This is a genomic window from Candidatus Ozemobacteraceae bacterium (assembly GCA_035373905.1).
Lineage (GTDB): Bacteria > Muiribacteriota > Ozemobacteria > Ozemobacterales > Ozemobacteraceae > MWAR01.
On the sequence record DAOSOK010000013.1, the window covers coordinates 43,085 to 70,045 of the forward strand.

Sequence of the window (26,961 nt, forward strand, 5' to 3'; positions counted from 1 at the left end):
GTCGGATGTTCCACCATCTTACGAGGTCGCGGTGATTTCTTCAACGATGACGAGAACGGATACCGGGAGGCAGGCTGATGCCCCCCGCTGAAGGCCCGATCCTGTCTCGCCGTCTGCTCCGGTGGCTTTTCAACCTGGTCCGGCCGGCGGCCCTGCTGATCGTCTTCGCCCTCTTCCCGATCGCCGTCATCCAGTCCGCGATGCATCTCGTGGACCATATTGAGTGCGAGAAGATCCGCCAGGAAAAACGTTCGCAACACGATACTATATTGAATAAAATAAAAGCTGCGGACGACGACGCGCTCATGATCGCGCGCGCGATCAAACGCGTGTTCGACCGCCAGAACGAAACCGCCTCCCGCGCCGCCCAGGCCCGACTCGCCCTGCGCCTCAGACGCCTGTATGCGCAGTCGTTCGACCTGTATGTCTTCGACGATGCCAACCGTCTCAGATCCGATCTCAGCGTCGGCAGGCGGCCCCGCCGGGCGGTGGAGATGTGCTTCGTCACGCTCCAGGAGCTCTCCGCCGGCCTCCCCACCTCCAGAGAGAAGATCAGGCTTCTCTCCTCGGTCCTGAACGTTCCTTCCGAAACGGATCAGCTGACCATCCACCATGCCCTCCGGGCGATCGGCAACCGGCAGCAGGACGGTTTTTTCCAGTGGGGAACAACAAGCCCCGGCCTCCCGGGCAAGCTCAAAGGGTACATCCTGCTTCTCCACCCGGGAAAATTCAGGCCGAACCGTGCCATCCAGAACGCGATCAGGATTGCCAATCGCCGGTTCAGATCCTCTCAGTTCGGGCTCGTCGACACGCTGAAGAAGGAGACAACCCTGTTTCCGCCCGAACTGATGCGCGTCCAGGGCCTCGAATGGGTGCTCATGTCGTCGGCCTCGAAATACGACCAGACGTTTCAGACGGATGCCCATTTCGGAACGTTCATCCCGCGCTCGATTCCCGGCTACCTGGTCGCCTACTCGAAACAACCGGCCTTCTTCAGCAGATCTCTCGCGCTGACGGTCCACGCGTTCTGCCTATTCTGGCTCCTCATCGTTCTCTGGCATGTTCCCGCGGCCGGGACGAGCCTCGGCGGCAGAATCCCCACCAAGCTGATGGGCCTGTTCCTCTTCGCGATCGGCACCCCCTCGTTCGTCCTTCTGCTCGGCGGATATTACGCTCTGAAAGACCACGAGAACGTTCTCATGCAGAACCTCGAGTCGCGGGTGAAAAACAAGCTCCGCGTCTTCGACGACACCCTTCCGCTCGACGTCGCCCGCCGCGAGCTAGTGCTGAAAGACATTCTCGAGAAAATCCGCGCAACCCCCGACCTCGAAATACGCAAACAGATCTTCAGCACGGTAGGGAATCTCTCCGCGATCGACATGGCATTCATCATCAACAAGTCCGGCGCATCCGTCGCCACGGCGAAATCAATGACGGACGGCGACAAATACCAGAAACAGAGAAACTTCACGGTCCTCCTCGCCCGCGAGTTGCTGAACAGAATCAACAAGTCGCTCACCATCGATGCAGGCGCGCTCGCCGTCGACGCGGCCGAAGGGTTCCTCAGTGGAATCGTAGGCACCTTCAATCTCGACCAACTGAGCCAGAATCTCGGCCGGTTCATCATCCTCTCTCTCGGAACCGACAGTTCCTACGTCTTTTACGACGCCGTTTTCGCAAAGGACGGCTCGGCGGAGTATCTCGTCTTCATCGTGATGCATCGCGGCAAATTCCACAACGCCTATCTCAAGACGAAAATCCCGGAATTGATGAAGCAGCCCGACATGGAGCTGACCGTCAGCGGCATCGGGGAAAAAATTTTCCTCGGCTCGGCGGTTTTTCATGCCGCGAACGACCGAGTTCGCCTTCATGATATGGCGAAAGCCGTCATCCAGTCGCGCAACCCGATCCGGACGATCACCCCTGACGGCGGCTTCGGAAGGCTCTGGTATGCGAACATGGGCTCGAACCTGAGTAACTTCGCCCTCGTCGCAACGACGTCACTCAAGCCCGTCAAGGAACGAGTCCGCCTCCTCTGGCTGGTTCTTATATTACTCGCTATACTCGTTTTCGTCTCCGCCCTCTTGATCGGACGGCTGCTCACCGAACATTTCCTCGAGCCCATCGCGGCGCTCGGGGAGGGCATGCGCGCGATCGAAGTGCGCCGGTTCGAGCACAAGGTCCCGATTCTTTCCACCGACGAGTTCGGCCAGTTATCGGGGCTGATGAACCACGTGCTCGACGGCATGAAGGATCTGCAGGTCGCGCGGATCGTGCAGGAAAGCCTTTTTCCGGCCGACCCCCTCGATGCCGGCGGATTCCGCATCTGGGGACGGAGCATCGCGATGGCCGACATCGGCGGCGACTACTTCGACTATTTCATGTGCCGCGACGGGCGGCTCCGGGGTCTGGTCGGCGACGTGTCGGGCCACGGCGTGTCGGCCGCCCTCATCATGGGCATGGCGAAGTGCGCGCTGACGATGGACGAGAATGCCGGCCGGCCCCTCGTCGAGACCGTTACCTCGTTCAACAGGTTCCTGCTGGCAAACATCAAGAAGAAAAAAATGATGACGATGTTCCTGTATTCGCTCAATTCCGCGGACAACACCCTCGAATTCGTCAATGCCGGCCACAATTTTCCCTTCCACTGGAAGGCGAAGACGGGAACGATCGCCCAGATCGGTTCCGAGTCCTTCCCGTTGGGGGTCAGGGCCAAGGCCCTCTACAAGTGCGAGACCGTCACGCTGGAACCGGGCGATTCGATCCTGTTCTACACCGATGGCCTGGTGGAAGCCCCGTGCGGGGACAACGGTGAAATCATCGGATACGAACGCGCGACCGAGTGGTTCGCCTCGCTTGCCCACAACGATCCCACCGAGACGATCGGACGCCTTTTCGAACGCTTCGAGGCGCACACACGCGGCCAACCCGCCACCGACGACATCTCGATGATCTGCCTCAAGCGCCTCGACCTCACCGATCTGAAAAACAAGGATTTGCCATGAAAGACATAGGGTACTACGCGCTCATTCTCATTGTCCCGCTTGGCGCCATTCTCCTGGTCCTCATTGCCGTTCTTTCGAGCCATCCTGGCGCGAGTATTTCGTTCAAGGTGGAAGCTTCCAAATTTTTGAACACCTTCATCAAGGGCGGCGATCCCTTTGTGCTCATGGAACACGGGAACCTGGCCGGTCTCGAGAAACTCCTGAAACGCCATCCGGAAATGTCCCGGGAACGCGAGTCCGCCAGGGGATGCACTCCCTTGCATCTGGCTCCTGACGTCGATTTTGCCAGACTCCTCCTCGACCATGGTGCTGAGATTGATGCCGTCTTGAAATTCGACGAAATTACCCCGCTTCATGAAGCGATTTCTCATGGCCGCACCAAGGTGGCGCTCTTCCTGATCGATAGAGGAGCCAGTATTTCCAAGTTCGACAGTTTCAATCGTTCGCCGCTGCACGCAGCAGCTTTGTACGGAAATGTTGAGGTAACGGATGCCCTGTTGAAAAAGGGGGCCAACCCGAACGTCTGCGGTTCGAAAACGAACGATCTTACCCCGCCCCTCGAGGCATGTGCGCAGGGCACGTTGAATGTGGTCAGGTATTACTATGAGCATGGGATTCCATTCGATCTGACCGATGCGCTGTTTGTCAGCCTGTATTCCCCCCATTTCACCTCATCCGGAACAGATATTTTACGTACTATCGATGTAGAGCGATTTCTGCTCGACACGGGAAAGGTCGATGTGAACGCTCAGACACATCGACCGTACAAAAACGGGGAAACCCTTCTCCATGCTGCTGCCCGTTCTTACAACCTGGAATTTTTCCGAATTCTGCTCGAGCGCGGAGCTGATCCCGACAAGCCTGACGCCGACGGGAAGCGAGTCATCGACCGCATCAATAGCGATGAGTATGATTATTTCGGACATCGCCAGGAAGAGCGTGAGCTGATCGTGAAAATCCTGAATGAATTCAAGAGAGATAAGCCTTCCGTCCCATCTGCTCCAAAGAAAGACAATTGACATCCTGGTCAGGATATCCATAGACATCTGGACCCCGATAGGTTTTCCTGGATTTGTATTTTCGGAATGCGGACCAACTCCGGCAACTCGCCCGTCAAGGCTCTCCGGCCATCATGTCGGCCCTGGCCAGCCCCCTGGCCGATGTCGGAAATGCGACCGAGGATGTTCCAGTCTTGTTAGAGTCTCTCGCCGCAAGCCAGGCTCCTGTCCCCATGAACGAACAGACCACCGCAAAGGTCGAGGCCGCCTTGCGGCTTCTCACGGGCTTCGCTCTCGCAACCGGCACTCCCGCAGAAGTGTGACGGCGCCAAAGCCGAATGCCTGTTGCCGAAGACGGGAAACATTGGTAGGATGTGACGCCTGATGTCAGGCCAGTAATCAGAAACGAGCCCGCCTCAACCATGGCAACCGTCACGCTTTCCCTGAAAAAAGACCGCGAGTTCGCGCTGATGCGGGGCCACCCCTGGGTCTACCGCGAAGCGCTCCGCGACCTGCCGCCCGACGCCGCGACCGGCGACGAGGCCGTCATCGTGTCGCACAAGACCCTGCCGCTCGGCCGCGGCTATCTCGACCTCGACTCGCCGATCCTCGTGCGCATGGTCGAGGGCGACGCCGGCGACGATCTTCCGACCCGCATCAGGAAACGGCTGCATGCCGCCCAGACACTCCGGCGGTCGTTCTTCGACCCGGCCCAGACCGACGCCTACCGCCTCATCAACGGGGAAGGCGACGGCATCCCCGGCCTGATCATCGACGTTTACGGAAACGCCGCCGCCGTGCAGATCTACAGCCTCGGCCTCGAACCCTTCGTGAACGTCATCGCCTCGACGCTCCCGAAGATCATCCCCGGCCTTCGCTGGATCTGGCGCCGAAATCACGTGAAACGCGCGTCCGGCCCCGCCGCCGGCCTCATTTTCGGGAAGGACATGCCGGAGAAACTCCGGTTCCGCGAGAACGGCCTCAAGTTCCAGACCGACCTGATGAGCGGCCAGAAGACCGGCTTTTTCCTCGACCAGCGCGACAACCGCGCGCTCATCCGGCAGGTCGCGCGCGGCCGGAAGGCCGCGAACGTGTGCGGCTACACCGGCGCCTTCACGGTCGCCGCCCTCGCGGGCGGCGCGACGCGCGTCGTCACGGTCGATTCGGCGAAACCAGCGCTCGCCGAGGCATCCGACAATCTGAAAATCAACGGTTTCGACCCGGCGAAAAATCCTCTTATAGCTGCTGATATGTATGATTTCCTCGACAGCGATCGGAGCGAGACATTCGACCTGCTCGTCGTCGATCCGCCCTCGATGGCCCGCAACCGCGCCGACCTCGAACGCGCCGTCAGGGCCTACGTCAAGCTCAACACCCTTGCCATCAACCGTCTCTCACCCGGCGGCCTGCTGTTCACGGCATCCTGCACCAGCCAGCTCGGCCGCGATGAGTTCGCCTCGGCCGTCACCGAGGCCTGCCGACGGGCCGGCCGTCGCGCCCGGATCATCCGTGAGAGTTTCCACGCGCTCGACCATCCGATCGCGCTTTCCCACCCGGAGGGCAGGTATTTGAAGGGCCTGCTGCTGGAAATCGCATGAAGAAGCCGCACCGCCCCTTTTTCGAGGTCGGCGCCGCCGTCGTCGTTCACGGGTCGCGCGTCCTGCTGGCGAAACGCACCGGCGGCGATCTCGACGGGCTCTGGGAGTTCCCCGGCGGCAAGCTCGAGAACGGCGAATCGGCCGCCCAGGCGGTCGAGCGCGAGCTCGTCGAAGAGCTCAATCTCGAAGTTTCCGCGCACGAGCGCCTTCTGGTGCTCGAACACGCCTATCCCGACAAGGACATCCGGCTTCATTTCGTCCGGTGCGAGCTTGTCGACACGGGAAACGGCCCCACCCCGCCCGTTCCCGCCGATCACGCGGCCTGGTTCTCGCCCTTCGCGTTTCCGCTGGCCGACTTCTGCCCCGCCGACCGGCTGGCGGCCGGCGCCATCCCCTGGCAAGCCCTGATATCACGAGAGGAGTGACGTATGTCGGTTTCCCCCCGCCTGCTGGTCATCAACCCCGGCTCGACCACGACCAAGATCGCCCTGTTCGACGGCGAGAACGTTCGCGAGCTCCACGAGCTCGAGCACGACCGCGCCGAACTCGCGAAGTTCCCGACGACCCTTTCCCAGCTCGAATACCGACGCGATGCCCTGCACAAGGCGCTTGCGTTCTGGAACACACCCGTTTCGTCGCTCTCGGCCGTCATCAGCCGGGGATCGCCCCTGAAACCCCTCGTGAGCGGCGTGTACGCCATCAGCGACGCGATGCTGGACGACATCAGGGGCGGCAAGCTCCAGGACCACGCCTCGCACCTGGGCCCCCTGCTGGCGCACGAGATCGCCGAGGAAGCGAAGATCCCGGCATTCATCGCCGATCCCGTCTCGGTCGACGAGTTCGACGAGATCGCGAAAATCAGCGGATGGCCGGAGCTGCCCCGCGGCACCCTTTCCCACGCGCTCAACATCAAGGCGATGCTCCGCGAGACCGCCGAGGAGCGCGGCGTCGCACCGGAAACGCTGAACGCCGTCGTGGCGCACCTGGGCGGAGGCTTCTCGATCGCCGCCGTCCGAAAGGGAAGGATCATCGACGTCAACAACGCCAACGACGGCGGCCCCTTCTCGCCCGAGCGGGTCGGCACCCTGCCGCTGGTCGGCCTTCTCAAGATGTGCTTCAGCGGGAAATACACCTACGACCAGCTCCGGAAGATGTTCATCGGCAAGGGCGGCCTCATGGCGCACCTCGGCACAGCCGACGTTCGGGAAGTCATCAAGCGGATCGACGCCGGTGACGAGAAGGCGAAGCTCGTGCTCGAAGCCATGTGCTACCACATTTCGAAGGAGATCGGCGCCATGGCCGCGGCCCTCTGCGGCAAGGTCGACGCGATCATCATGACCGGCGGCGTCTCTTACAACGCACGGGTCGTCGAGTGGATCCGCGAGCGGGTCGGTTTCATCGCGCCGCTCGTCGTGAAGCCCGGCCAGAACGAGATGAAGGCCCTCGCCTCCCATGCCGTGCGCGCCCTCAGGGATCCTTCGATCGTCAGGCAGTATTGAGGAAAGCGTTCCCGGACGGAGCGCGTCTCTCTTTGTATTTGTAATAATTTTATACTTCTTCACATAGGAAAGGTGCGATCATGCGATTCTGCGATCTCGATTCGAAATTGAAAGCCGGCCGTGTCCCGCTCGCGATCTGCATGCCGGAGGACGTCGACGCGATTCTCGCCGCGAAGGAAGCTTCCGAGCTCGGGTATGTCGACTGCATCTTCGTCGGCAATCCCGCCGTCATCGATCCGTTGCTGACCCGGGAGGCTCCCGGCTTCAAGCCACGCATCGTCGAAGCCCTCACGCCCGAAGCCGCCGCCGCGAAAACGGTCGAACTCGTCCGGACAGGCCATGCGAAGGCGCTGATGAAGGGGACGATTTCGACCCCCATCCTTCTCAAGGCCGTCCTGAACTCCGAAACCGGCATCAAGATGAGCTCCGTTCTCTCGCACGTGCTGGTGTTCGAATGGAACGGCTCGTTCCGGTTCCTCACCGACGGCGGGATGCTCCCCCACCCGACCCTCGCCGAGAAGCAGGAAATCCTGATGAACGCCGTCCACATCGCGAAGCGGCTCGGCACGGCCGAGCCGAAAGTCGCCGTTCTTTCGGCCGCCGAGACGGTGAACGTCAAGATGCCCAGTTCGGTCGATGCCGCCGTGCTGGCCAAGATGGGCGAGCGGAAGCAGTTCAAGGGCTGCACCGTCGACGGTCCCCTCGCCCTCGACAACGCCATCTCCCTCGAATCGGCGCATCACAAGGGCCTTTACAACGACATCGTCGGCCAGGCCGACATTCTCCTCGCCCCCGATATCGACACCGGCAACATCCTGGGCAAGTCGATGATGTATTTCGCCGGCATGCAGACCGGCGGACTGATCGTCGGCGCGACGGTTCCCGTCATCCTCCTCTCCCGCTCCGACACCAAGGAAATCCGCATCAACTCGATCAAGCTCGCCCTCGCCGCCGGCTCATAAGACACTATATCTTCTGTAGGGGCGGGTTTGAAACCCGCCCCCGTGTCATACCATATTCTATTGTTTCAACTACATACAATACACCGAGGCACAGAGGATGTTTTCTCTGTGCCTCGGTGCTTCTGCGATTCGTTGTTTTCGTGATTCAGCTTTCGTTCGTGTTCCGGCGTCTGCGTGTGAACGCAGCAACCGAACGCAGCAGCGTTCTCATCGGCGTGAGGAGCGGAAACCCGGGTGATACTCGTGCCATCCTGGGGCCGAGGCGGCGGTACCCGGCAATCGCGACTCGGCCGATGCCGCTGGTCCGGAGGGTTTCCTCGCGAAAGCGGCGGAGTTCGTTCGTCTCGGGAGCGTCGGCGCCGAACAGGCGCGTCGCGACGAAGCAGGGTTCGGTCTTCTCTTCTTCCGTCGTTTTCGAACTGGTCGGCATGTCGCCGATCGGGTAGTTCGGCTCGATCTGCTGGATCCGCTCCATGGTCAGCCTGGCCTTGATCGGGTTGTTCGTCAGCAGGTGGCACTTGTAGGCGCCGACCAGCGCCCGCAGGTTGAACGAGTCGGCGGCAAGGGCCTCGAGATAATGGTCGAGGGCTTCCTTCGCTTTCTTCATCTGCGAGGTCGAGCCGGCGAGCTGCTCCTCGGCGAACAGCAGGCACTCTTGCCCCTTGATGAGGCTCTCCTCGAGGCTCTGCAGCTCGATCTTTTTTTTCAGCCGTAACGCCTCGTTGTCGCCCTCGACAAGCCGCAGGAGCGTATCGACGCATGCCCTTGATTCGCGCAACCGACCGAGCTTGAACAGGATTTCCCCCTTGAGCAGAACGAGCCCGCGATGTATGGGCAGCACATCCTCGACGATGCCAGCCACGCGCAGGGCATCCTCGTATTTCTCGACCGACGCGAGGGCCTTGCATTCCACCCAGACCAGGTGAGACCGCTTCTTGTTCATCTCGATCCAGTATTCCTGGGCTTTGTGCAGCCGGTCCTTCAGCTGGACGATCAGGTCGGCGCGGCCCAGCTCGGAATAACAGACCGACAGCCCCCGGAGCCCGTCGATATGCATCGGTTCGATTTCAAGTACCTTTTTATATATTTCAAGGCATTCTTCAATATCGGGAATCAGCTCGGCCTGCATCTTCTGAGGGTCCTTGTCCGCGGCCGCCTCGTCGGTGTGCTGCGGTTCGAGCAGAGAAAGGGATCTCGACAGGATCTCCTGCCATTGGGCGCGCGCCTTTTCCAACTGTCTCGTCAGCAGCATGGCGCGAAGATCGGTATACTCGCGACGGTTTCCCATGAAGACGGGAAGTTCGTAGTGGAGCTTCTTGAAAACGTTGTAGGCAGCGCCCGTTTCATTCCGCGCCAACAGTAGCTTTCCGGACAGGAACATCGTCGTCGCGGTTTCACCCGTGCGGTTTTTCAACTCTCCCAGGCGACGTTCGGCCAATTCATACTTCTCGAGGAGAATCGCGTCGATGACGGGCTGTGCGCCCTCGTCGAGAAGCCTGTCTTCCTGCTGGAATTCATCCGTCACGGCAGATTTCGTCTCTTTCCGCTCCTGTGACATTCCTTCACCGCCGTTATTTTCGGATTGATCGGCTCGCTTGCCGCCAGTCGATGAGCAATACCTTCGTCGAATCTGACTCGATGCCCAACTGCCGAAGTTTATCGGTTCGGCGAACCTTTCGTCAACTTGCGAAAAATTGATTCAACCGCATGGTTCCCTTCGAAGTTGATCTCTAGATCCGTAATACGTACGCTCTGACATCAGAGTGGAGAAATTTTACACATGTTTGTATTCAGAGTAGAATGGGAGAGAAGTGAAATTCAGGAGGTTCAACCGTGAAATCGTCGTTCAGGCAGTTCTGCTGTCTCATTCTCGTTGCCTCGCTCCTTTTCCAGACCGTTCCGATGGCCATGGCACAGGTCTGCCGGCCCGCGGGGCCGACGGCTGCCGTCTACAACGAACTTCTCGAGGCGCGGCGCATCTTGGGCATGGATGCCGGTGCGAAGGCATCCCAGGACTGCATCGTCCCCCTCGATCGCGCCAAACAATTGGTCGCCGCCCGTGAATTTTCGAAAACCCATTCAGCTCTCGCATCGGACCTGATGCGCGGCATCGAAAAAGCCCGCCTCAAAGTGCTCTGGAATGACCGTAACGAGGCCCTCATGATCGTGAACCGCCTGCTGGGCCTTCTCGACGATTACGCGAAAAAGCCGATCCCCCAGACGCCATGCGGAAACGGCCCCGGCGCAGCCAGCGCGTTCGGTGCGGCCGTCGTCGCCGGTCTCGGCGCCCTGTTCGTCGCCATCATGTTCGGATTCGGCCAGGTTTCTCACCGCTGATTCGATCGCCGCATGTTCACGCGGGTGGTTTCCGGGGCGATCACGGGGTATGATCCGATCCTCGTCGAAGTAGAGGTCGATCTCGCTCCGGGTCTGCCGACGTTCAACGTCGTCGGATTGCCCGACACCTCGGTCAACGAATCGCGCGAACGCGTCAGAGCCGCGATCAAAAACGCCGGCTTCGATCTCCCCGCAAAGCGGATCACGGTGAATCTCGCCCCGGCCGACATCCGGAAAGAAGGCTCGGGGCTCGATCTTCCGCTCGCACTGGCGCTTCTGACGTGCGCCCAGGCCTTTCCGGCCGACAAACTCGAAGATCTGCTGATCATCGGCGAACTCTCCCTCGACGGCCGCCTCAGGCACACGAAGGGCATCCTTCCGCTCGCGCTGCTGGCACGGGAAAAGGGCCTTCGAGGACTGATCGTCCCCGCCGCCAACGCCCGGGAAGCCCGCGTCGTGCCCGGCCTGAACGTGCACGCCTTCGAAACCCTCGCCGACCTCGTTTCGCAGCTCGTCTCTGCAGGCGATCTTCCTCTTCAGGCGGGCAAAGAGGAATCCGAAGTGGTCTCATCGACGTCCGAAGACGGCGAAGCGTCGTTCAATCACATCGATCTTGCCGAAATCAAGGGCCAGACGGCCTCACGCCGGGCCATCGAGATTGCCGCGGCAGGCGGCCATTGCCTCCTGCTCTCCGGGCCGCCGGGTTCCGGAAAGACGATGCTGGCACGGGCTCTGCCCACGATCCTGCCGCCGCTGACGTTCGACGAGGCGATCGAAGTGACTCGCATCTACAGCGTGCGCGGTCTGGTTCCGCCGGGTGGGGGCCTGATCGAGCGGCGCCCGTTCCGCGACCCGCACCACACCGTTTCCGACGCGGCGCTGATCGGCGGCGGCCGCACGCCCGGTCCGGGAGAGGTTTCCCTGGCGCATCACGGCGTGCTGTTTCTCGACGAGCTTCCCGAGTTCCGCAAGGCGGTCCTCGAAGGACTTCGCGAACCCCTTTCCGAAGGCAGAGTCTCCATCTCCCGAGCGGCCGGGGCAGCCTGCTTCCCCGCCCGCTTCCTGCTCGTCGGGGCGATGAACCCCTGCCCGTGCGGTTTTGCGGGCGATCCCGCCAGGCACTGCACCTGCTCGGCCCGCCAGGTTCTCGCGTATCAGCAGAAACTCTCGGGGCCGCTTCTCGACCGCATCGACCTCCACATTCACGTGCCGCGCCTTTCCCCGGAGGAACTCTCCTCGTCCAAGCCGAACGAAGACTCGGCAACCGTCCGGGAGCGCGTCGCAGCCGCGAGGCGGCGTCAGCACGCGCGCCATCCGCGCGGCCCCCTCATGCTGAATGCGCATCTTCCCCCCCGGCGGCTCAAGTCGGATGCGATTCTCGACGATGCGGCGCAGCATCTTCTGCTCCAGGCCGTCCGTCGCTTCAACCTGTCGGCCAGGGCATACGACAAGATCGTCCGCGTCGCCCGCACCATCGCCGACCTGGAGGGCACCGCCGGCATCTCTCCTGCCCACGTCGCCGAAGCCGTCCAGTATCGCCTCTTCGAAGCCCCCAACGCCGTTCCCAGTTGAACGCCACGCCATGATGGCGCGGTACCGGGGAAGCGTTGACAGGCGGGGGCCGGGTATTGCATCATGACACGACATTCAAGGATACGAGAGGAGCCACATGATTCAGACCGATTTTCTCAAGGGAGTCGCTCTTTTTTCAGGTCTCGGCGATGATGAATTCAAGCGCCTGAACGAGCGCGCCGAAGTCGTCAAGTTCGTGCGTGATGCCTTCATCTGCAAAGAAGGCCAGAAAGCCGACTCGATGTATATCATTCGCTCCGGTATCGTCCAGGTGTTCTGCGACGACGGACACGGCGGCAGAAAGATCCTGACCCACCTGAAGCAGGGCGAGTATTTCGGGGAAATGGCCCTGTTCACCGATGAACCGCGCACCGCCAGCGTCATCGCCCTCGCAGAGACGGACGTGATCCGGCTCAAGAAGGATGACCTGTATGCGATTCTCGAGTCGGCACCCAAGGTCTCGATCGCCATCATTCGCACCCTTTGCGAACGCCTCGCCCGCGCGAACATCGGAAGCGCCGGAGTCAAGACCGGCTCGGTGTATGCGGTCATGGGCCCCGACACATCGTCAGGCAAGAGCCTGTTCGCGCGCAACCTCGCCCTCGCGATGCAGCAGAATCTCGGCAAGGACGTTCTCCTGTTCGACCCGAACCTGCGTGACGACCGCGTCGCCCGCCAGCTCGGCGTCGAGCAGCGCTCGCGCATCATCGACGAGCTCGTCGACCGCGAGCGGATCGCCGACCTGAAGAAATACATCGTGAAGGCCCCCTGCGGCCTCATGACGCTGCTGCCCCAGGAAAACGGCCTGACCGACCTCCGCCTGAAGGAGTTCCACACCTTTGCCCTGATCAAAACCATCCTCGAATCCTTCGAGTTCATCGTCATCGATTCGAGCTCGATGTTCACGAAAGTGACCAAGGAGATTCTCGAGTCGAGCAGCAAGATCGTGTATCTGATCTCGAGCAAGAACGTCTCCGTGCGCGGCCTGATCGACCATTTCGAGGAAACACGCCGCACCTGGAAGATCGCCCCCGAGCGCGTTGTCTACGGCGTAAACCGACTGACCGACGATCCGAAGCAGGAAGGCGTCATATCCGAGGCTGACCGCAAGCTCATCTCGTTCGAGATCCCCTTCGACAAGGCGCTTCACCAGCGCCGCGAGCCCGATCGCGAAACCCTGGTGCAGCGCGACCCCGCCCACCCGCTCGCCACCGTCGCGAAGAAGCAGGCCGAAGCGATCCTCTACGACCAGGTTCTCACGATCGCCCTGCCGGCTCTCGAAAACGACGCCGCCCGCCGCGAGCTCGCGAAACGCTGGGCCGAAACCGGCGTCCAGGAACTGTCGAAGAGCCTGCGCAACGTCGAGCTCAAAAGCTCGAAAGATGCCCAGGGCAACGCCTGCCACCTGCTGAGCGGCCGCACGGCAAAATGGCTGCTGAACCAGCAGATGGTCACCGTCATCGACTTCGCCGGCAAATACAAACAGGAGTTCGCCCTCGACAAGATCATCTTCACCCTCAACGGCCAGGAAAGCACCGTGTAATAATTTCTCCTCGTGATGGCGAGCGCCGTGATCCGAAATGGATCACGGCGCTCTCTTTTATCGATTCCCGTATATCAGGAGTCATTGCTGTATCCCGTTCGTGCTGAGCCTGTCGAAGCACGAGATGTTCTCGCCCCCTTCGGCAGTCTCAGGACAGGCTTGGGCATGCTCAGGACGAGCGGGAGACATTCTCCAGAAACGAAATGGGTCATCCTCAACCACGAACCTTCTGTCGCAGAACCCGGTTCAGAAATGGTCCTGGGCGGGCGTGTCGAGCGGGCAGTCGAAGGCTGCTCTATAATTGTCATTGCTATTGTTTCCGTCGCCGTCCCAGCGGCCGTTGGCGAAGAACTTCAACTCGATCTCGAATTTGCCGAACTGCGGGTAGTATGGGGCGTTTCTGAAGAGCAGGTAATCGACGATCTCGCCGGGGCCGAGCGGCCTGAGGCCGCGCCCGACGGTCGGGTGGAACGAGAGAATCCGAATGCGCTGGCGCCTGGCCGGCGTTTCTTCTTTCATCGTGATAAACTCGCGCGAGATGCCGTTGATGCTGAGGTAACAGTTCACCATGCCTTCCTGCGTGAGATACCCGTAATACTCGATGGTGACGGCAAACTCGCCCGGCCGCCGCAGCCACTCGACCGTGACGCTCACTTCGCCGTCGGCATCGACGAACGTGTGAGCCCGCGCTCCGATCGGCTCCTCATCAGGACTCAACATTCTGATGGTTTTTGGCTTCACGGCGGCCTCCCCCACTGCCTGAAACAAGAACAGGCTCGAAATCACTGCAATCACGAGGGCCAGAACGAATTCTCTCATCGGTTTCATTTTTTGCTCCCGAGAATCCACGAACCCGGCAATCCGGGCTCAACAGACTGAACGGACGTGAAACGACGAGATGGTCTAAGCATATTTGATGCCAACTCAAGGAATTCAGTTCAGACTACGGTCCGGCATCTCCACGACAGGCCTCATGCCGTGCTTTTCATCTTCATGTACGACCTTGGAGACACGAAGTCTCGTGAACCGGTCGGCATACAAAAAATGTTGAATTTTTGGATATCAACTTTTTTCCCACGCCGGCCGATCCGGTCATTTTCTCTTTCCGCGGCAGGCTCCTGGTCGGGGCGACAGCGACAACGGTATTCTATATCTACCGTTTCTATTTCTGTTCGTATTTTTTACATTCACCGGAAACAAGCTCTGCGATGGCTTTGATGATGAACTCTTCAGGCTGCCAATGGAGCAACCACTGGTATCGATCGTCCATATCGACCTCCAGGAAATACGTCGTGCCATCGAGGCCGACTTTGGAGCCGCGAGATTTGAGGTTCCGGAATTCCGTCGATTCGAGGAGACGGCGAAGCTCTTTGAGGACGGTGGTGTTCAAGTGTAATTCCGCTCGGGGGACATTGAAGTGCGTCGGAGGAAAGGCGATTGCCCGGCCCGACTCCAGATCGACCTCGAAGGCTCCACTGACCGTGCCCATCGGCTGGATCAGGATACGGAGAGTGTTTTTCGGAAGAGGCTTCCAGCCCTGGTTTATCCCGTAGCTTGCGATGAACGACAGCGCCGTCTTCCTGTCTTCGGTGCCAATCCGGGGGAAGAGGGTGGCCGCTTCATCACCAACAGCGTCGGAATTGTCGGTGAAATTGTTTTTCGCGAACAGAGCGATACTGCCCCAGTAAGCTTTCTTGAACGCGCCGTTCTGGTGGTCGAGGAAAAACACGCCCATGTCGCCGGGTTTCACCTGCGGGTCGAAGTCCTTCAGCCCGCCGCGGGTGCTCAGGACGAAGGTCGCTTCGGGGTCTTTCACATCTCCTTTCAGGATGGCGTGAATCCGGATGGTGACCGTGTCCAGATTTTCGTTGTTCTGCGGAACGACGCGGAGCACTTCGCCAAGGACGATCAGATTCGCTCTCAGGGGAAGCTCCTTCAGCGGCAAAAGAGCGATCTCTGAAGCCGATACGGCAGTTGCGAAACAGAGAATTCCGACAATCATGACAAGCAGTTTATTCATGTTCACTCCCCCAGAAAGAATCGCCGTATGGACGGATAGACATCGTTCTTTCTTCTATATTATTATCTATTGATTGCTGCGAGAAAAACATCCGTTCGCCCTGAGCTTGTCGAAGCCTGTCCTGAGCCTGCCGAAGGGGGCGAGAGCCTCTCGTGCTTCGACACGCTCAGCACGAACGGGAACGCGACATTGGCTTTTGTCATGCAGGAATTAACAATACATGAACAGGTTTCGTTAGGCCTGTCTCTGATCGCCCAGCAGTTCGAGCGTTCTGTCGTCCTGGACGCCGGAATAATACTTGTCAAGAATCCGGTGGAATGGCGACCCGGGAGGCGAGACGCGGGCGAACAGCGTGGCGCAGGATTTCAACTTCATGTCGTCCGGCGAGCCGAAGATTTCGTGGGCCGACCGGCCCTCGACGCCGAGAACGGTCTCGGCGCACTCGATGAGCCTTGGGCCGAGAACGGGATGAGCGATGTATGCCGTCGCCTCGGCGAGGCTTTTGATCGAATACATCTCGGAGATCGGGCTGAAGCCGAGACCTTCGAACTGCGGGAAGACGAACCACATCCAGTGGGAACGTTTTCTGCCGTTTTTGAGTTCGACGAGCACGTCGTCATAAACATCGTTTTGCGCCTGCACGAAGCGTTCGAGGTTGAACGCATCACCGGATGTTCCGATATTTTCGCCGTTTTTCGAACGACCTTGTTCATGATCGGTCATGGGGGCTCCTCTCGTATACATATTTGCATCATGGCTGCGCACACATTGACACATTTTCGCGTTTGCGAGGTGTGGGCGGGTTTCAAACCCGCCCCTACAGAAGATGTATGAAGGATGTCGCACAAGATATTATCATATAGTTTGTATTATAATACCATCATCCAGAAGACTGCTGGCTATGCGAGGGCAAGAAGGAGGGCGAGGATGAGGCCCCAGGTGACGATCTTGAAGGTCAGAAAGCCGATGAAGAATTCGGGGTTTTCGCTGGAAAGGAGGTTCTTTCGATAATACCTGATATTCTGGACATAGTAGGCGGTAATGATGCCGTAGGCGAACATGCTCGGCAGGGCCTGAGGATGCGGCGACAGGACGAGATCGAGATAGAAAATCAGAAGCGTCAGGTAAAACGAGATTCCGTAGGGCCAACAGCACTCCCTCGAATAAAATCGCCTGATATTGTTCAACAACATCCTCAATGCGATATCGTCCCCTTCCCGGGCCCGGCCGTTTCTGCGCCGCTTTTGATCGAGCGGCGCAGGCGTTCGATCAGCTCCTGCCGGGTTGCGGGCCGCAACCGTTCTTTCAGAACCCGGGCAAGGCGAACGCCGGCCCGCATCAACTGCATCTCGGCCACGGGTCTCACGCGCGCGAGCCATTCCGACGAAATGACGAACCCGGGCTGATACGAATAGCCCCATTCGTGACCGAGTGCGTGAGACTCGTTCACCCAGTCCGTAACCGTGCCGGTGGCGAGGGCGGCGGTGTCGGTAGCCAGGATCTTTTCGAGGAGCATGCGGGCGATCTGCTTCTCGTTCATTCCGAACGACTCGACGATGCGAAAATCCCAGACATGATGAAGCTTCATCTTTTCGCCATTCAGCTCGACGATCGTGGTGTTTCCACCGGCGTCACCGCGATCGATGCAATGGAGCGGCTGATGAAGGTCACCGACGATATGGACAAGGAATTTCAGCGCTTCCCGTCGTTCCCGTTCTGATTTCTCCGTATTTCCGACATCGTTCTGCATGCGCAGGAACGCGTTCACGATGAAATCGCCATTCGGCGCATCCCGTCTTTCATCGTATCCAGGGGCGTCGAACGGAATCTCCACGTAATGATAATGCTCCGTTTCCGGTCTCTGGGGCCGGACATGATCGGCCCATCCGGCAACGGAAACGAGCGTGGCGGGACGACGTTCTGCCGAGAGCAGGCGCATCGCCTCTACGTATGCGCCCTTCGCATCCGCGACATCCGAGCTGATGCCGGGAATCGGCCGATCGGTCCTGAGGAGATCCGCGGCGAGGATGGCGATGATCCGATGGCCGGGGCCGCTCCATGCGCCTGCCATCCGGACATCCGTGATGCCGCAGAGAAGAAGGATGACCAATATGAACCTGCTCTTGATTCCTGCAGCATGAAAGCCACCCGTTCGCCCTGAGCCTGTCGAAGGGCGAAATGAGGAATCATCGGCAAGTGGCTGTTCGTGCTTCGACAAGCTCAGCACGAACGGAGACACGAAGCTGGTTTTTGATATGCAGGACTCAATAGTTGGTGTGCCCTGCATATTCCACGATCGATGCCGATGATTCATAGTTCCTCGATATGTATGTCGTTCATTTGATGACAGTTCGTTCCCGTGCAAATTTCTCGGCCATGGCGATGCGGTCGATGGCGGGCGGGTGGCTATAGAGCCAGAAAACGCGCCAGGGATGCGGGAGCAGATCGCTCCGGTTGTCGCGCGCGAGGCGTGCCTCGGCATCGACGTAGACTTTTTCGAGGCCGGTCAGCTCGAGCGAGGCCCAGTCGGCCTGGCGTTCGAAATACTGGCTGATCTGGGCTTCGACGGGCGCCGTCAGCAGGCCAAGCACGATCGTCGCGGCGAGAAAGAACGGCAGGTTCGATGGTTTCCAGATTTCGCCCAGCAGCATCGCGGGGTCGCCCTGCAGCATCGGATACAGCCACCACAGGGCGAACGCGCCGGCGAGGGCGCCGAGAAAGCCAAGCGTGAGGCCGATGCGGACGTGATCGTGGCGCCAGTGGCCGGCCTCGTGGGCGAAGATCAGCGCCGCCTCGTCGACCGTGTGGCTCTTGATGAGCGTGTCGTAGAGAACGATGCGCTTGCGGCCGAAGAGGCCGGTGAAATAGGCATTGGTATGTTTCGAATACGTGCTCTCGTCGATCTCGTAGATGTCATCGACCGGCACTCCCGCCTGGCCCGCGATCTGCATGATGCGCTCGCGCAAGGCCCCTTCTGCCAGCGGCTTCTGCACGTAAAACAGCGGGGTGATGACGTAGGGCATCAGCAGGGTGACAGCAATTCCATACCCCGTCGTCGCAACGGGCAGCAAGACGGGCCACCAGCTGCCGCACCATCTGAGCACGGCAAAAACCGTCATGATGCCGACGGTCTGGATCGTCCAGCCGACCAGGCAACCTTTCAGGTATCGCCAGGCCCATTGCGCCGCCGTCATCTCGCTGAACCCCATCCGGCGCTCGCAGACATGGCCCAGATAGTAATCGAACGGCATCATGCAGAGACGCTCCGCCACGAGAACGGCGAGAACAAGCAGAGCCCCGGAAAACCAGAAACTTCCGGGCATCGCCGTTTCCAGACGCGTTTCGAGAAGTCTCATGACGCCGCTTCGCCAGAGTAGCAGCAGAATGAACAACTGGACGTAGCCGTACGCGACGCGGGCCGCGAAGCCGTTGCGGATGTATTCGCGGCCCCGGGCGATGTCGTCGGGGGTGAAGTGCCGCAGAACGAGATCGCGCCGGCCCGGGTCGGGGTCGCCATACCAGGCGAAGCCGAGAAGAATCGCCCTGACGAGCGCCCAGGCGATCACCAGCGCCCACACGTACCGCATCATTCCATGCTTCCTCCTGCTGCCGCCTTGAAGCATACTCCGAGCTGAGGTGCACCGGCAATCCTCCAATCGCCATAAGAGGCAGTTCGTGCTTCGATACCTCAGCACGAGCGGGAACGAAGGGTATCGATCATGCCGCTAGATACACGTGTATCTTATCAGACAAGCAGTATTGACAGGATTTCCGAGTGACGATACAAGTAGCAACGCACTCATGACGACACAAGGTTCGAACAGCAAAACGGACGACGGCAAGAGCCGGCCGAAGATCGACTGCCACCGGTGCGTGCACTATTTCGTCACCTGGCAGCCGTCGGCTCCGCACGGGTGCCGGGGGCACGGGTTCAAATCGCGGCAGATTCCTTCGGTCGTCGTTCAGTCGAGCTCGGGAATGCCTTGCCTACTCTATACGCCCAAGCGGTGAATCCGCCCTTCCGGGAAATGGTGTAACAACTTGGTTCCACACGCCTTTGGAGATGGGTGATGGGCATTACCAGAAATTCGCACATTTGCAATTTGGGGAGGCGTGTGATAAGGTACCGCGTCATTTCTGTGCAGGAGGCATGGTCTGGCCAGATTCGGAGGGTTCCGGGCGCATATCCGGTGCGCGTTTGTCGATTTTTCAAACAAAGTGCTCAGTTCTTTCGCGACTCGAGCCGATGAGTAACGAAGAAGATCGACCTACCGACAAACGCAAGGAGGCAATCAGCCTAACCATGGAACAGTGCAACAGGATCCATTTCATCGGCATCGGCGGTGTGGGAATGAGCGGTCTCGCGCAGATCTGTCTCACCGCCGGCAAGCCGGTCAGCGGGTCTGATGTAGCCTCCAATGCCAACACCAGAGCCCTTTCCGCCGCCGGAGCCCGCATCTTCATCGGGCACGCCGCCGCGAACATCCCTGCCGATGCAGCGAAGGTCGTCGTTTCAACCGCCATTTCCGCCGAGAACGACGAGCTTCTGGAAGCGCGCCGCCGGAATCTCCCGATCTGCCACCGCTCCGATCTGCTCGCCGAGCTGTTCCTCGACGCGAACACCGGAATCGCGGTCGCCGGCTGCCACGGCAAGACGACCGTCTCATCGATGATCTCGACGGTGCTCGTCGAAGCCGGCCAGGATCCCACCTGCGTCGTCGGCGGCTTCGTGCCCGCCCTGAACGGAAACGCGCGCGCCGGCCGTTCCGAACTGTTCGTCGCCGAAGCCGATGAGAGCGACGCCACGTTCCTCAAGTATTTCCCGCACAGCGCTGTCATCACGAACATCGACAACGACCACATGGACCACTACGAGAGCCTCGACGCGATCATCAAGGCATTCGAGATCTTCGCGAGCCATATCAATCCCGACGGCACGCTCTACCTCTGCACCGACGATCCGATCGCGCGGAACATGACGCTTCCCGAAAACCGGCGGATCACCACCTACGGCATTTCCAACCCGGCCGATGTGATGGCCACCGAGATCGACCTCCAGCCGTTCGGCTCGAGATTCACGCTCGTCATCGGCGGCGTCCTGCGCGGCACGTTCGAGCTGCGCGTTCCCGGGCGGCATAACGTTCTCAACGCCCTTCCCGTGATCGCGTTCGGCCTCGATATCGGTCTCACCGTGCGCCAGATCCAGGACGGCCTCCGGCGCTTCCGCGGGGCCGGCCGCCGCTTCGAGCTGAAGGGCACCTGCGACGGCGTCACCGTCATCGACGATTACGGCCACCACCCGAACGAGATCAAGGCGACCCTCGCCGCGGCCAAGTCGCTGAATGCGAACCGCGTCATCGTCGTGTTCCAGCCGCACCGGTACACCCGCACCCAGTTCCTGAGCCGCGAGTTCGGCCGCTGCTTCTCGGAGTGCGACAAGGTGTTCATCACCGAGATCTACGCCGCTTCCGAACAGCCGATCCCGGGCGTGTCCAGCAAGCTGATCATCGACCAGATGCCGGTCGCCGACCGGCGCAAGGCGAAACAGGTCAAGACCTCCGACGACCTGGCGTTCCAGCTGATGCAGATGCTCGAGCCGGGCGACGTGGTCTTCACCCTCGGCGCCGGCACGATCACCAACCTGGGAACGGAACTGCTCGACCGGATGCGCATGAGAGCGCACCAGCTCGCCGAGCTCACCGCCCAGCCCGCCGTCTGATTTTCAGGACTCGCCTCCCATGACGCACGTCATTGCAGCCCTGCTCATGCTGTCACTTCCGGTCTTTGCCGGCAGACTTCTTGTCGATGCGACGTTCAAATGCCTCGATTTCCTGAAACAGCGATACGGCACCTGAGGTATTTCGCTCGTCAGGCAACAACGTCATCGGACATCACCACGAGCGGGCGGGGAACACTTCCCCGCCCGCTCGTGCGTTTGATGCCGTGTCGCCGGCATCGCGCGTCAGCGCATCACGGCGTCGTGACGCCGAGCACGTAGGAGCCGCTTCCGAGGAGGAACTCCTGCATGATCTTCTCGACGTCCTCGCGCTTCACGGATTTGATCAACTCGGGATACTTCTCGGCGTGCTCGAACCCGAGGCCGAGGAACTCGTCGCTCGAGAAGACGCCAGCCTGAGCCTCGTTGTTGACCAGTTCGAGGGCGTGCTGGCCGATAATATACTGTTTGGCATCATTGAACTCCTCGTCCGTGAAGCCCTGCGTCCGGATCTTTTCGAGTTCCTCGATCAGCCGGTTCTTTGCCGTCTCGGTCTTTTCGACGGCAGTGCTGAGAGTCGCGAAGAAGTATCCCGTCACGCGCGTGCCGACGTTCGTTGCGAACACCGAATAGGCAAGCGAGTCCTTGTCGCGCAGGTTGGTGAAGAGCCGCGAAGACATGCTTCCCGAGAGAATGTTCGTCAGGATGTCCATCGCGGGGCCCCGTGGATCGTTTCTGCTGAAGGTGCGAGTCGCAACCATGATCTGCGACTGCTCGCGATTCTTGCGCTCGGTGACCGTGACGGGAGAAGAGATCTTCTGCCATTTCGGCTCGCGCATCTCATTGAGGCTGCCTTTATCGATGGCGGAGAGCTGTGACATCAGGCGGTCTTTCACGTCGCGAATGAAGATATCTCCGACGACCGCAACGACCATTCCCGAGCCGACGTACTGTTTTCGGAAGAATTCCTTCACGTGGGAACGGCGCATGTCCTTGACCTGGTCGGCAAGGCCGAGGCTCGGATACCCGAGAGGATGGTCGGGAAACAGCGCCTTGAGAACATGCCGGCTGGTGAACTGATACAGATCGTCTTCCTGCGCCTTGATCTGTTCGAGGGCCTGGTCACGTTCCTTTTCGAATTCATCCTCCGGGAACGAGGCGCCGGTCAGGATCTCCATCACCAGGTCGAAGGAAGGGTCGAACTTTTCGGAGAGACACTGCATGTCGATCGACGCGTAACTTTTCGCGGCCGAACAGGAAATCTGCGTTCCGAGCGACTCGAACGCCCGGGCGATCTCTTCCGCCGACTTTTTTTCGGTTCCTTTGAGAAGCATCTCGGCGGTGAGGTTCGCCAGGCCGGCTTCGCCCTTGCCTTCGCGCATTCCGCCGGCATCGACATGGATCGAGACGGCAACGAGGGGCGACGAATGGTTCTCTCGCAGGATCAGCCTGATCCCGTTTTCGAGGGTGACCATCTCAGGCTTCTGCGGACCTGTTGCGATGAGGGGTTCGTAGGAGATGAGGGATACGCCGTTGTCGGTGAACAGCGTTCGGGCAACGCGCCGCACGTCATCGGTCGTGACCCCGCGAATGTGGTCGAGATAGGCATCCGCGTCTTCGAGTCGGCCGAGAATGCCCATCTGGCCGTAGGTAAACGCTTGGGACTCGGCGGTCTCGCGGGCGAAGATGGTTGCGGCAATCAACTGCTGTTTGGCTCTTTCAAGCTCTTCGGCCGAAATATCGCCGCCGGCGATCCCTTTCATCATCTCGATCACGCGCTCGCCGAACTTCCGGATCGCTCCCTGGGGCATCTGCCCGGAAACGATGAAGAGCGACGGGTCCTTGGTCGTGTAGTAGGCCGTGCCGACGTCGGTGACGAGGCGCTCCTTTTCGACGAGGGTCTGATACAGACGGGATGAACGGCCGCCGCCCATCAGCACCGAGATGACGTCGCAGACGAAGTTGTCGGGATTGTCGATCGACGGGGCGTGCCAGGCGAGATTCGCATAGGCCTGCTGGATATCGCCCTCCTCGCGACGCTCACGGCGGACGGTCTGGATGGGCTCGCTGGCGATCGTCTGGACGGGAACGGGAACTGCCGCTGCCGCCCCCATCGTGCGCTTCACCGTTTCGAGCGCCTGGTCGGCGTCCACGTCGCCGACGATCACGACCCACATGTTCGACGGAACATACCACCGTTTATAATATTCGTACAAAGCGTCCCTCGTCGCCGAGGCGAGAGACGCCTCGTATCCGACGATCGGATGGCTGTAAGGATGGACCGTGTAGGCCGTTTCCTTCGTCATATCATAGAGACGATCTTCGGGCTGGTCCTTCCCCATGCGAAGCTCTTCGAGGACGACCTTCCGCTCCTTCTGGAACTCCGCTTCATCGAAGGCGCTGTTGAGCACCGCATCGGCCTGCAGTTCCATCAGCCGGGCAAAATGCTCGCGGGCCCCGGTGACGTGGAAGCACGTGCAGTCGGACGACGTGAAGGCGTTCTGGGCGGCGCCGAGCTTTTTGATCTCGCTGTCCAGCTTTCCCGTCGGGTAGGTCGGCGTGCCCTTGAACATCATGTGCTCGATGAGATGCGTGAAGCCTTCTTCTCCGGGCCTTTCGTTTTTCGAGCCGACGCGAATCCAGACGTTGACCGCGACGACGGGCGCCGACCGCATCTCCTTGATGAAGACGGTGAGGCCGTTTTCGAGCGTGAACAGCCTGCCGGCGTCCGCCTTTTTTACAGGGACGGCCTGTGCCGCAACGGCGGCGATGGAGAAAGCCACGAAGAGCAGACAGACAAGCGTTCGGAAGGTATTCCACGACCTGATGCGCACGGGACAAGGCCTCCTTGCTTCAATTCGGCGCATTTTAGCACAGGAAGCAACCAAACGGCAGATCCAGCGCTCCATTTCCCATAGGCCGTCGGAAAAGCCGCGCACGCGCCGAATTTGAAGTTTCTTTCTTGTGTCCGTGAAGAATTCTGCCGATAGCTAATGACAAACTCATTTCCATTGGAGAACGCCGAATGAATCTGCGAACACGAAATTTCCTCATCGGAAGCCTCTCAGCCATCACATTAACCGCAGCCGTGACCGATGTGCGGGTCCTCGAGGCCATCAGCGAGAACCCGGCTTTCAGCAGCGTCAGCCCCGAGCTTCGTCTCGGGGTCGACCTCGGTATTCTCGACGAGTCGGACCTGGACAGTGCCTCGCTTTCGGCACCGATCACACGCCGTTCATTCGCCGTCATTCTCAAGAAAGTCCTGCAGATGGTCGGCGCGCCGACCGGATCGGAACTTTCCGATCTCCACACGTCAGGGATTTTCAATCCAGCGCCGCATAAAAGGGGCGTATCGCGCAAGGCCGCACTCGAAGCCCTTGCCCGAACAACCATCTATCTTTCCGACAACGGCTTCATCACCCTCGAGGAAAAAACGGCTCAGAATTTCACGGATTACCGGATTCCGGAAAAATACACCCAGGCGATCGCATTCCTGCGCGAGAAAGAGATCGCCCGCGGCTATCCCGACGGCCGGTTTGGCGTTTCCCGCCTTCTGTCGAAACGGGAAGCCGTCTCCCTGCTGTATCGTTTCTACGAGCAGATTTCGGCTTCGCTGATGATGAAAGGCGATACGAAAGGCCTCCAGTTCGTCGATCTGCCGCTCGATCATCCGGCCATGGCCAGTCTGAGAGCTATGGAAAACGCGGGCGCCTTCGACACGATGAAGTTTTCCCGGAGTTTCGACGGGTATTCGCCCCTTCGCATCAACGAAGCCGTGGCAATCGTCGAAGGCATTCTCAACAAATACTCGCATACCGAGGAAGCGGCCGCCGTAAAAGGACTCCTGTCCGACCCGGCATCAACGCTTCCTACGACCCGTGGCGAGCTCACGATCCTGCTCGGGCACATGGTCAAGGCGTTTCCCGCCGAGATCGGCATCGTTCCCGAGGCCTACTGTTATAACGACGTTGCCGCCGGCACGAAAGAGGCGCAGGCCCTTGAGGCTCTCGGGAACAAGGGACTGTTCATCGGCTATCCGAACGGGACGTTCATGGGCATGGAAATCATCACCAGATTTGAAGCCGTCGGAATCATCGGCACGGTTCTCACCACCCTGCAGTTGGTTCCCTCCGATTCCGGCGTTCAGCTCGCCGGCAAATCGGATTTCGAGTCGTTCGCGAACCTTCTGAGGGAAAAGCGGGCGCGAATTCAGAGCATTCTCCATCGCAAGCCTCGTGCGTCGGCGGAGCGGTGAGAAAAAGATTCCCCCGGCCGAAGCCGGGGGAAAACGAAGCGAAAAGGCGGCAGCTAAGCGTTGCCGACCTCTCTCGTGAAGGACAAGGCACGAACGACCGCGGCGTCTTTCACCGTAGGACACCCGATGATCTGGGAGACGAGAGACGCGGCCTCGAGGGCATTTTCGAGACTTCTTCCGCAATACAGTCTTACGGTGCTGAATCCCTGATGATTTCTCACATACGCCTTGATCGACCACATGCAGGCCTTCGCCGTCAGCAGGCATTCGGCCGTGGGACAGACTTCGATCTGCATGATATCCATGAAGTGGCAGGAAGCCGACTGGTGAACGAACAGTCCGTTCTCCTCAAGTTCGATTTTTTTGTCGCGTTTGCTGATGACGACGTTTTTCCGATAGGTCATGATCATGCCGCCGATGGCGGCGAGAGCGACGGCGGCGCAAATGCTGCCGAGTTTCACGAAGCTGAAGAAACAGAGGAGCCGGTGCCCGGCCACGATCTGCCACGCCATGCAAAGGCCCGCCAGGATGAAGGCGAAACCCAGAGCGGAACAGCCGCGGGACGTTCTGAACACGACGTCGATCGGACAGTTGTCTTCGATCTTCATACCTTTCAAAAAACTCAGGAATGTCATTCTCAATGCTCCGCTCTCATCGATTTTATAAATGTATTCAACTTCGAAAGTAGGCGGATAGTATCAGATTTATTTGCATTGAGTCAACGCTTTTTGCCATTGAAAATGGCGTACCCCGGGACTTTCGCGCTCTATATATGTTTTAGATGAATATTATTTTCCGTGTACATCTTATTCGGCTCCCGCAGAGGTTTTCCTGAAATATTTAAGGCCGGATTTTTCATCCGGCCTTTTGCAACGCCTCGAGTACGGTTGTCTGTACATATTTAAAAGCTTTTCCAGTTCAGACTCCGCGTAAGCAAGTGTACACATCCGGGATCCGTCTCGCGATTCCACGATTCAACGAGATCCTGGTGAGACACGGTCGGAATTCCCAGACGGTGCAGAACGAACGTCGCCAGCCCGACTCCGGCGATGGGCTTTCCGCCGAAACTGCCGTCATACACCCGATGTACCCCGCACGACGGGCTCCGCTCCGAGAGAATAGCCCCGTCGGCGGTGAGCGTCCGGGCAATGTGGCCCGCGGCTTCCGCGCCTGCGACGAACGGTCTCGTCACGTCCGCCCCGTCGATCGCGAGGACGCGCGTGCGGCCGGCCAGAACCGATTCGGCGCTTCCCTGGAGTTCGGAGGGAAGCCTCGGCGTCGGCAGTCCGCCGAGCTGCTCGGGACAGACCGGAACAAAAACGATGCCCGCCGCTTTCGCGGCAGGCACCAGTCTGCAGAAGTGGGATTCCCAGGCCGGATGGAATGTTCCCTTGTAGTTGCTCGCTACGCCAAGAAGGCAGGCGCTGACGAGGATGATCCGGCCTGGCACGGAGAA

At 59.7% G+C, this 26,961-nt stretch carries 22 protein-coding genes; 12 read left to right on the top strand and 10 right to left on the bottom strand.

The genetic code is table 11. From position 1 onward, the window contains the following. Positions 1–77: 77 nt before the first annotated feature. The 6 genes from PLU72_08065 to PLU72_08090 all read left to right on the top strand — a co-directional run bounded on the left by PLU72_08065 (position 78) and on the right by PLU72_08090 (position 8,062). Positions 78–3,005 carry a SpoIIE family protein phosphatase gene (locus PLU72_08065; GenBank protein HOT28131.1) on the top strand — a complete coding sequence of 976 codons (2,928 nt, stop codon included), beginning with the start codon at positions 78–80 and terminating at the stop codon, positions 3,003–3,005. Beyond that, entirely contained in the window at positions 3,002–4,024 is a 1,023-nt protein-coding gene (locus tag PLU72_08070) for an ankyrin repeat domain-containing protein (protein HOT28132.1), read from the top strand. Before PLU72_08065 ends, PLU72_08070 begins: the two co-directional genes overlap by 4 nt. Before the next feature lie 401 nt (positions 4,025–4,425). Further along, on the top strand, positions 4,426–5,601 hold the full coding sequence (locus tag PLU72_08075) for a class I SAM-dependent rRNA methyltransferase (protein ID HOT28133.1): 1,176 nt from the start codon (positions 4,426–4,428) through the stop codon (positions 5,599–5,601). Further along, positions 5,598–6,026 carry an NUDIX domain-containing protein gene (locus PLU72_08080; GenBank protein HOT28134.1) on the top strand — a complete coding sequence of 143 codons (429 nt, stop codon included), beginning with the start codon at positions 5,598–5,600 and terminating at the stop codon, positions 6,024–6,026. The genes PLU72_08075 and PLU72_08080 overlap by 4 nt, the downstream gene beginning before the upstream one ends. Positions 6,027–6,029: 3 nt before the next feature. After that, positions 6,030–7,100, top strand: a complete 1,071-nt coding sequence (buk, locus tag PLU72_08085) for a butyrate kinase (GenBank protein ID HOT28135.1) — start codon at positions 6,030–6,032, stop codon at positions 7,098–7,100. Between the two features lie 80 nt (positions 7,101–7,180). After that, positions 7,181–8,062, top strand: a complete 882-nt coding sequence (locus PLU72_08090; GenBank protein HOT28136.1) for a phosphate acyltransferase — start codon at positions 7,181–7,183, stop codon at positions 8,060–8,062. 145 nt (positions 8,063–8,207) lie between these two features. On the opposite strand, the gene PLU72_08095 is transcribed toward PLU72_08090, so the two are convergent. Next, the gene (locus PLU72_08095) at positions 8,208–9,620 is read right to left on the bottom strand and encodes a hypothetical protein (GenBank protein HOT28137.1); all 1,413 of its coding nucleotides are present in this window, start codon (positions 9,618–9,620) and stop codon (positions 8,208–8,210) included. Between the two features lie 275 nt (positions 9,621–9,895). Here PLU72_08095 and PLU72_08100 point away from each other — a divergent pair, with 275 nt between their 5' ends. From PLU72_08100 to PLU72_08110, 3 genes are all read left to right on the top strand, one after another. Beyond that, the gene (locus tag PLU72_08100; protein ID HOT28138.1) at positions 9,896–10,399 is read left to right on the top strand and encodes a hypothetical protein; all 504 of its coding nucleotides are present in this window, start codon (positions 9,896–9,898) and stop codon (positions 10,397–10,399) included. A gap of 12 nt (positions 10,400–10,411) precedes the next feature. Beyond that, on the top strand, positions 10,412–11,971 hold the full coding sequence (locus PLU72_08105; protein ID HOT28139.1) for a YifB family Mg chelatase-like AAA ATPase: 1,560 nt from the start codon (positions 10,412–10,414) through the stop codon (positions 11,969–11,971). A 97-nt stretch (positions 11,972–12,068) separates the two neighbouring features. Continuing rightward, positions 12,069–13,514, top strand: coding sequence for a cyclic nucleotide-binding domain-containing protein (locus tag PLU72_08110; protein HOT28140.1), 1,446 nt, complete (start codon positions 12,069–12,071; stop codon positions 13,512–13,514). Between the two features lie 246 nt (positions 13,515–13,760). Here the strand turns inward: PLU72_08110 and PLU72_08115 are convergent, their stop codons facing one another. From PLU72_08115 to PLU72_08140, 6 genes are all read right to left on the bottom strand, one after another. After that, on the bottom strand, positions 13,761–14,255 hold the full coding sequence (locus PLU72_08115) for a hypothetical protein (protein ID HOT28141.1): 495 nt from the start codon (positions 14,253–14,255) through the stop codon (positions 13,761–13,763). Positions 14,256–14,676: 421 nt separating this feature from the next. Continuing rightward, positions 14,677–15,534: a hypothetical protein gene (locus tag PLU72_08120; protein ID HOT28142.1), complete on the bottom strand. Its 858-nt coding sequence runs from the start codon at positions 15,532–15,534 to the stop codon at positions 14,677–14,679. Between the two features lie 234 nt (positions 15,535–15,768). Beyond that, entirely contained in the window at positions 15,769–16,257 is a 489-nt protein-coding gene (locus PLU72_08125; protein ID HOT28143.1) for a DUF1810 domain-containing protein, read from the bottom strand. A gap of 176 nt (positions 16,258–16,433) precedes the next feature. After that, positions 16,434–16,727, bottom strand: coding sequence for a hypothetical protein (locus tag PLU72_08130; protein HOT28144.1), 294 nt, complete (start codon positions 16,725–16,727; stop codon positions 16,434–16,436). 2 nt (positions 16,728–16,729) lie between these two features. Beyond that, a complete protein-coding gene (locus tag PLU72_08135) occupies positions 16,730–17,644 on the bottom strand; it encodes a S1/P1 nuclease (protein ID HOT28145.1) in 915 nt (304 codons plus the stop codon). A gap of 226 nt (positions 17,645–17,870) precedes the next feature. Next, complete coding sequence (locus PLU72_08140; GenBank protein HOT28146.1) at positions 17,871–19,124, bottom strand: M48 family metallopeptidase; 1,254 nt, start codon at positions 19,122–19,124, stop codon at positions 17,871–17,873. A gap of 211 nt (positions 19,125–19,335) precedes the next feature. Between PLU72_08140 and PLU72_08145 the strand changes: the two genes are divergently transcribed. Both PLU72_08145 and murC read left to right on the top strand, forming a co-directional pair. After that, positions 19,336–19,545, top strand: coding sequence for a uracil-DNA glycosylase (locus tag PLU72_08145; GenBank protein HOT28147.1), 210 nt, complete (start codon positions 19,336–19,338; stop codon positions 19,543–19,545). 292 nt (positions 19,546–19,837) lie between these two features. Continuing rightward, the gene (gene murC, locus PLU72_08150) at positions 19,838–21,253 is read left to right on the top strand and encodes a UDP-N-acetylmuramate--L-alanine ligase (GenBank protein ID HOT28148.1); all 1,416 of its coding nucleotides are present in this window, start codon (positions 19,838–19,840) and stop codon (positions 21,251–21,253) included. Between the two features lie 251 nt (positions 21,254–21,504). Here the strand turns inward: murC and PLU72_08155 are convergent, their stop codons facing one another. Then, the gene (locus PLU72_08155) at positions 21,505–24,084 is read right to left on the bottom strand and encodes a pitrilysin family protein (GenBank protein ID HOT28149.1); all 2,580 of its coding nucleotides are present in this window, start codon (positions 24,082–24,084) and stop codon (positions 21,505–21,507) included. A 191-nt stretch (positions 24,085–24,275) separates the two neighbouring features. Here PLU72_08155 and PLU72_08160 point away from each other — a divergent pair, with 191 nt between their 5' ends. Beyond that, a complete protein-coding gene (locus tag PLU72_08160) occupies positions 24,276–25,505 on the top strand; it encodes an S-layer homology domain-containing protein (protein ID HOT28150.1) in 1,230 nt (409 codons plus the stop codon). Positions 25,506–25,558: 53 nt separating this feature from the next. On the opposite strand, the gene PLU72_08165 is transcribed toward PLU72_08160, so the two are convergent. Beyond that, positions 25,559–26,113 carry a hypothetical protein gene (locus tag PLU72_08165; protein HOT28151.1) on the bottom strand — a complete coding sequence of 185 codons (555 nt, stop codon included), beginning with the start codon at positions 26,111–26,113 and terminating at the stop codon, positions 25,559–25,561. A 293-nt stretch (positions 26,114–26,406) separates the two neighbouring features. Further along, positions 26,407–26,955: a DUF523 domain-containing protein gene (locus tag PLU72_08170; protein ID HOT28152.1), complete on the bottom strand. Its 549-nt coding sequence runs from the start codon at positions 26,953–26,955 to the stop codon at positions 26,407–26,409. Positions 26,956–26,961 lie beyond the last annotated feature (6 nt).

Coding starts and splice junctions, on each gene's coding strand:
- PLU72_08065 (HOT28131.1), top strand. CDS start 78: ATGCCCCCCGCTGAAGGCCCGATCCTGTCTCGCCGTCTGCTCCGGTGG.
- PLU72_08070 (HOT28132.1), top strand. CDS start 3,002: ATGAAAGACATAGGGTACTACGCGCTCATTCTCATTGTCCCGCTTGGC.
- PLU72_08075 (HOT28133.1), top strand. CDS start 4,426: ATGGCAACCGTCACGCTTTCCCTGAAAAAAGACCGCGAGTTCGCGCTG.
- PLU72_08080 (HOT28134.1), top strand. CDS start 5,598: ATGAAGAAGCCGCACCGCCCCTTTTTCGAGGTCGGCGCCGCCGTCGTC.
- buk (HOT28135.1), top strand. CDS start 6,030: ATGTCGGTTTCCCCCCGCCTGCTGGTCATCAACCCCGGCTCGACCACG.
- PLU72_08090 (HOT28136.1), top strand. CDS start 7,181: ATGCGATTCTGCGATCTCGATTCGAAATTGAAAGCCGGCCGTGTCCCG.
- PLU72_08095 (HOT28137.1), bottom strand. CDS start 9,620: ATGTCACAGGAGCGGAAAGAGACGAAATCTGCCGTGACGGATGAATTC.
- PLU72_08105 (HOT28139.1), top strand. CDS start 10,412: ATGTTCACGCGGGTGGTTTCCGGGGCGATCACGGGGTATGATCCGATC.
- PLU72_08110 (HOT28140.1), top strand. CDS start 12,069: ATGATTCAGACCGATTTTCTCAAGGGAGTCGCTCTTTTTTCAGGTCTC.
- PLU72_08120 (HOT28142.1), bottom strand. CDS start 15,534: ATGAATAAACTGCTTGTCATGATTGTCGGAATTCTCTGTTTCGCAACT.
- PLU72_08125 (HOT28143.1), bottom strand. CDS start 16,257: ATGACCGATCATGAACAAGGTCGTTCGAAAAACGGCGAAAATATCGGA.
- PLU72_08130 (HOT28144.1), bottom strand. CDS start 16,727: ATGTTGTTGAACAATATCAGGCGATTTTATTCGAGGGAGTGCTGTTGG.
- PLU72_08140 (HOT28146.1), bottom strand. CDS start 19,124: ATGATGCGGTACGTGTGGGCGCTGGTGATCGCCTGGGCGCTCGTCAGG.
- PLU72_08145 (HOT28147.1), top strand. CDS start 19,336: ATGACGACACAAGGTTCGAACAGCAAAACGGACGACGGCAAGAGCCGG.
- murC (HOT28148.1), top strand. CDS start 19,838: ATGGAACAGTGCAACAGGATCCATTTCATCGGCATCGGCGGTGTGGGA.
- PLU72_08160 (HOT28150.1), top strand. CDS start 24,276: ATGAATCTGCGAACACGAAATTTCCTCATCGGAAGCCTCTCAGCCATC.
- PLU72_08165 (HOT28151.1), bottom strand. CDS start 26,113: ATGAAGATCGAAGACAACTGTCCGATCGACGTCGTGTTCAGAACGTCC.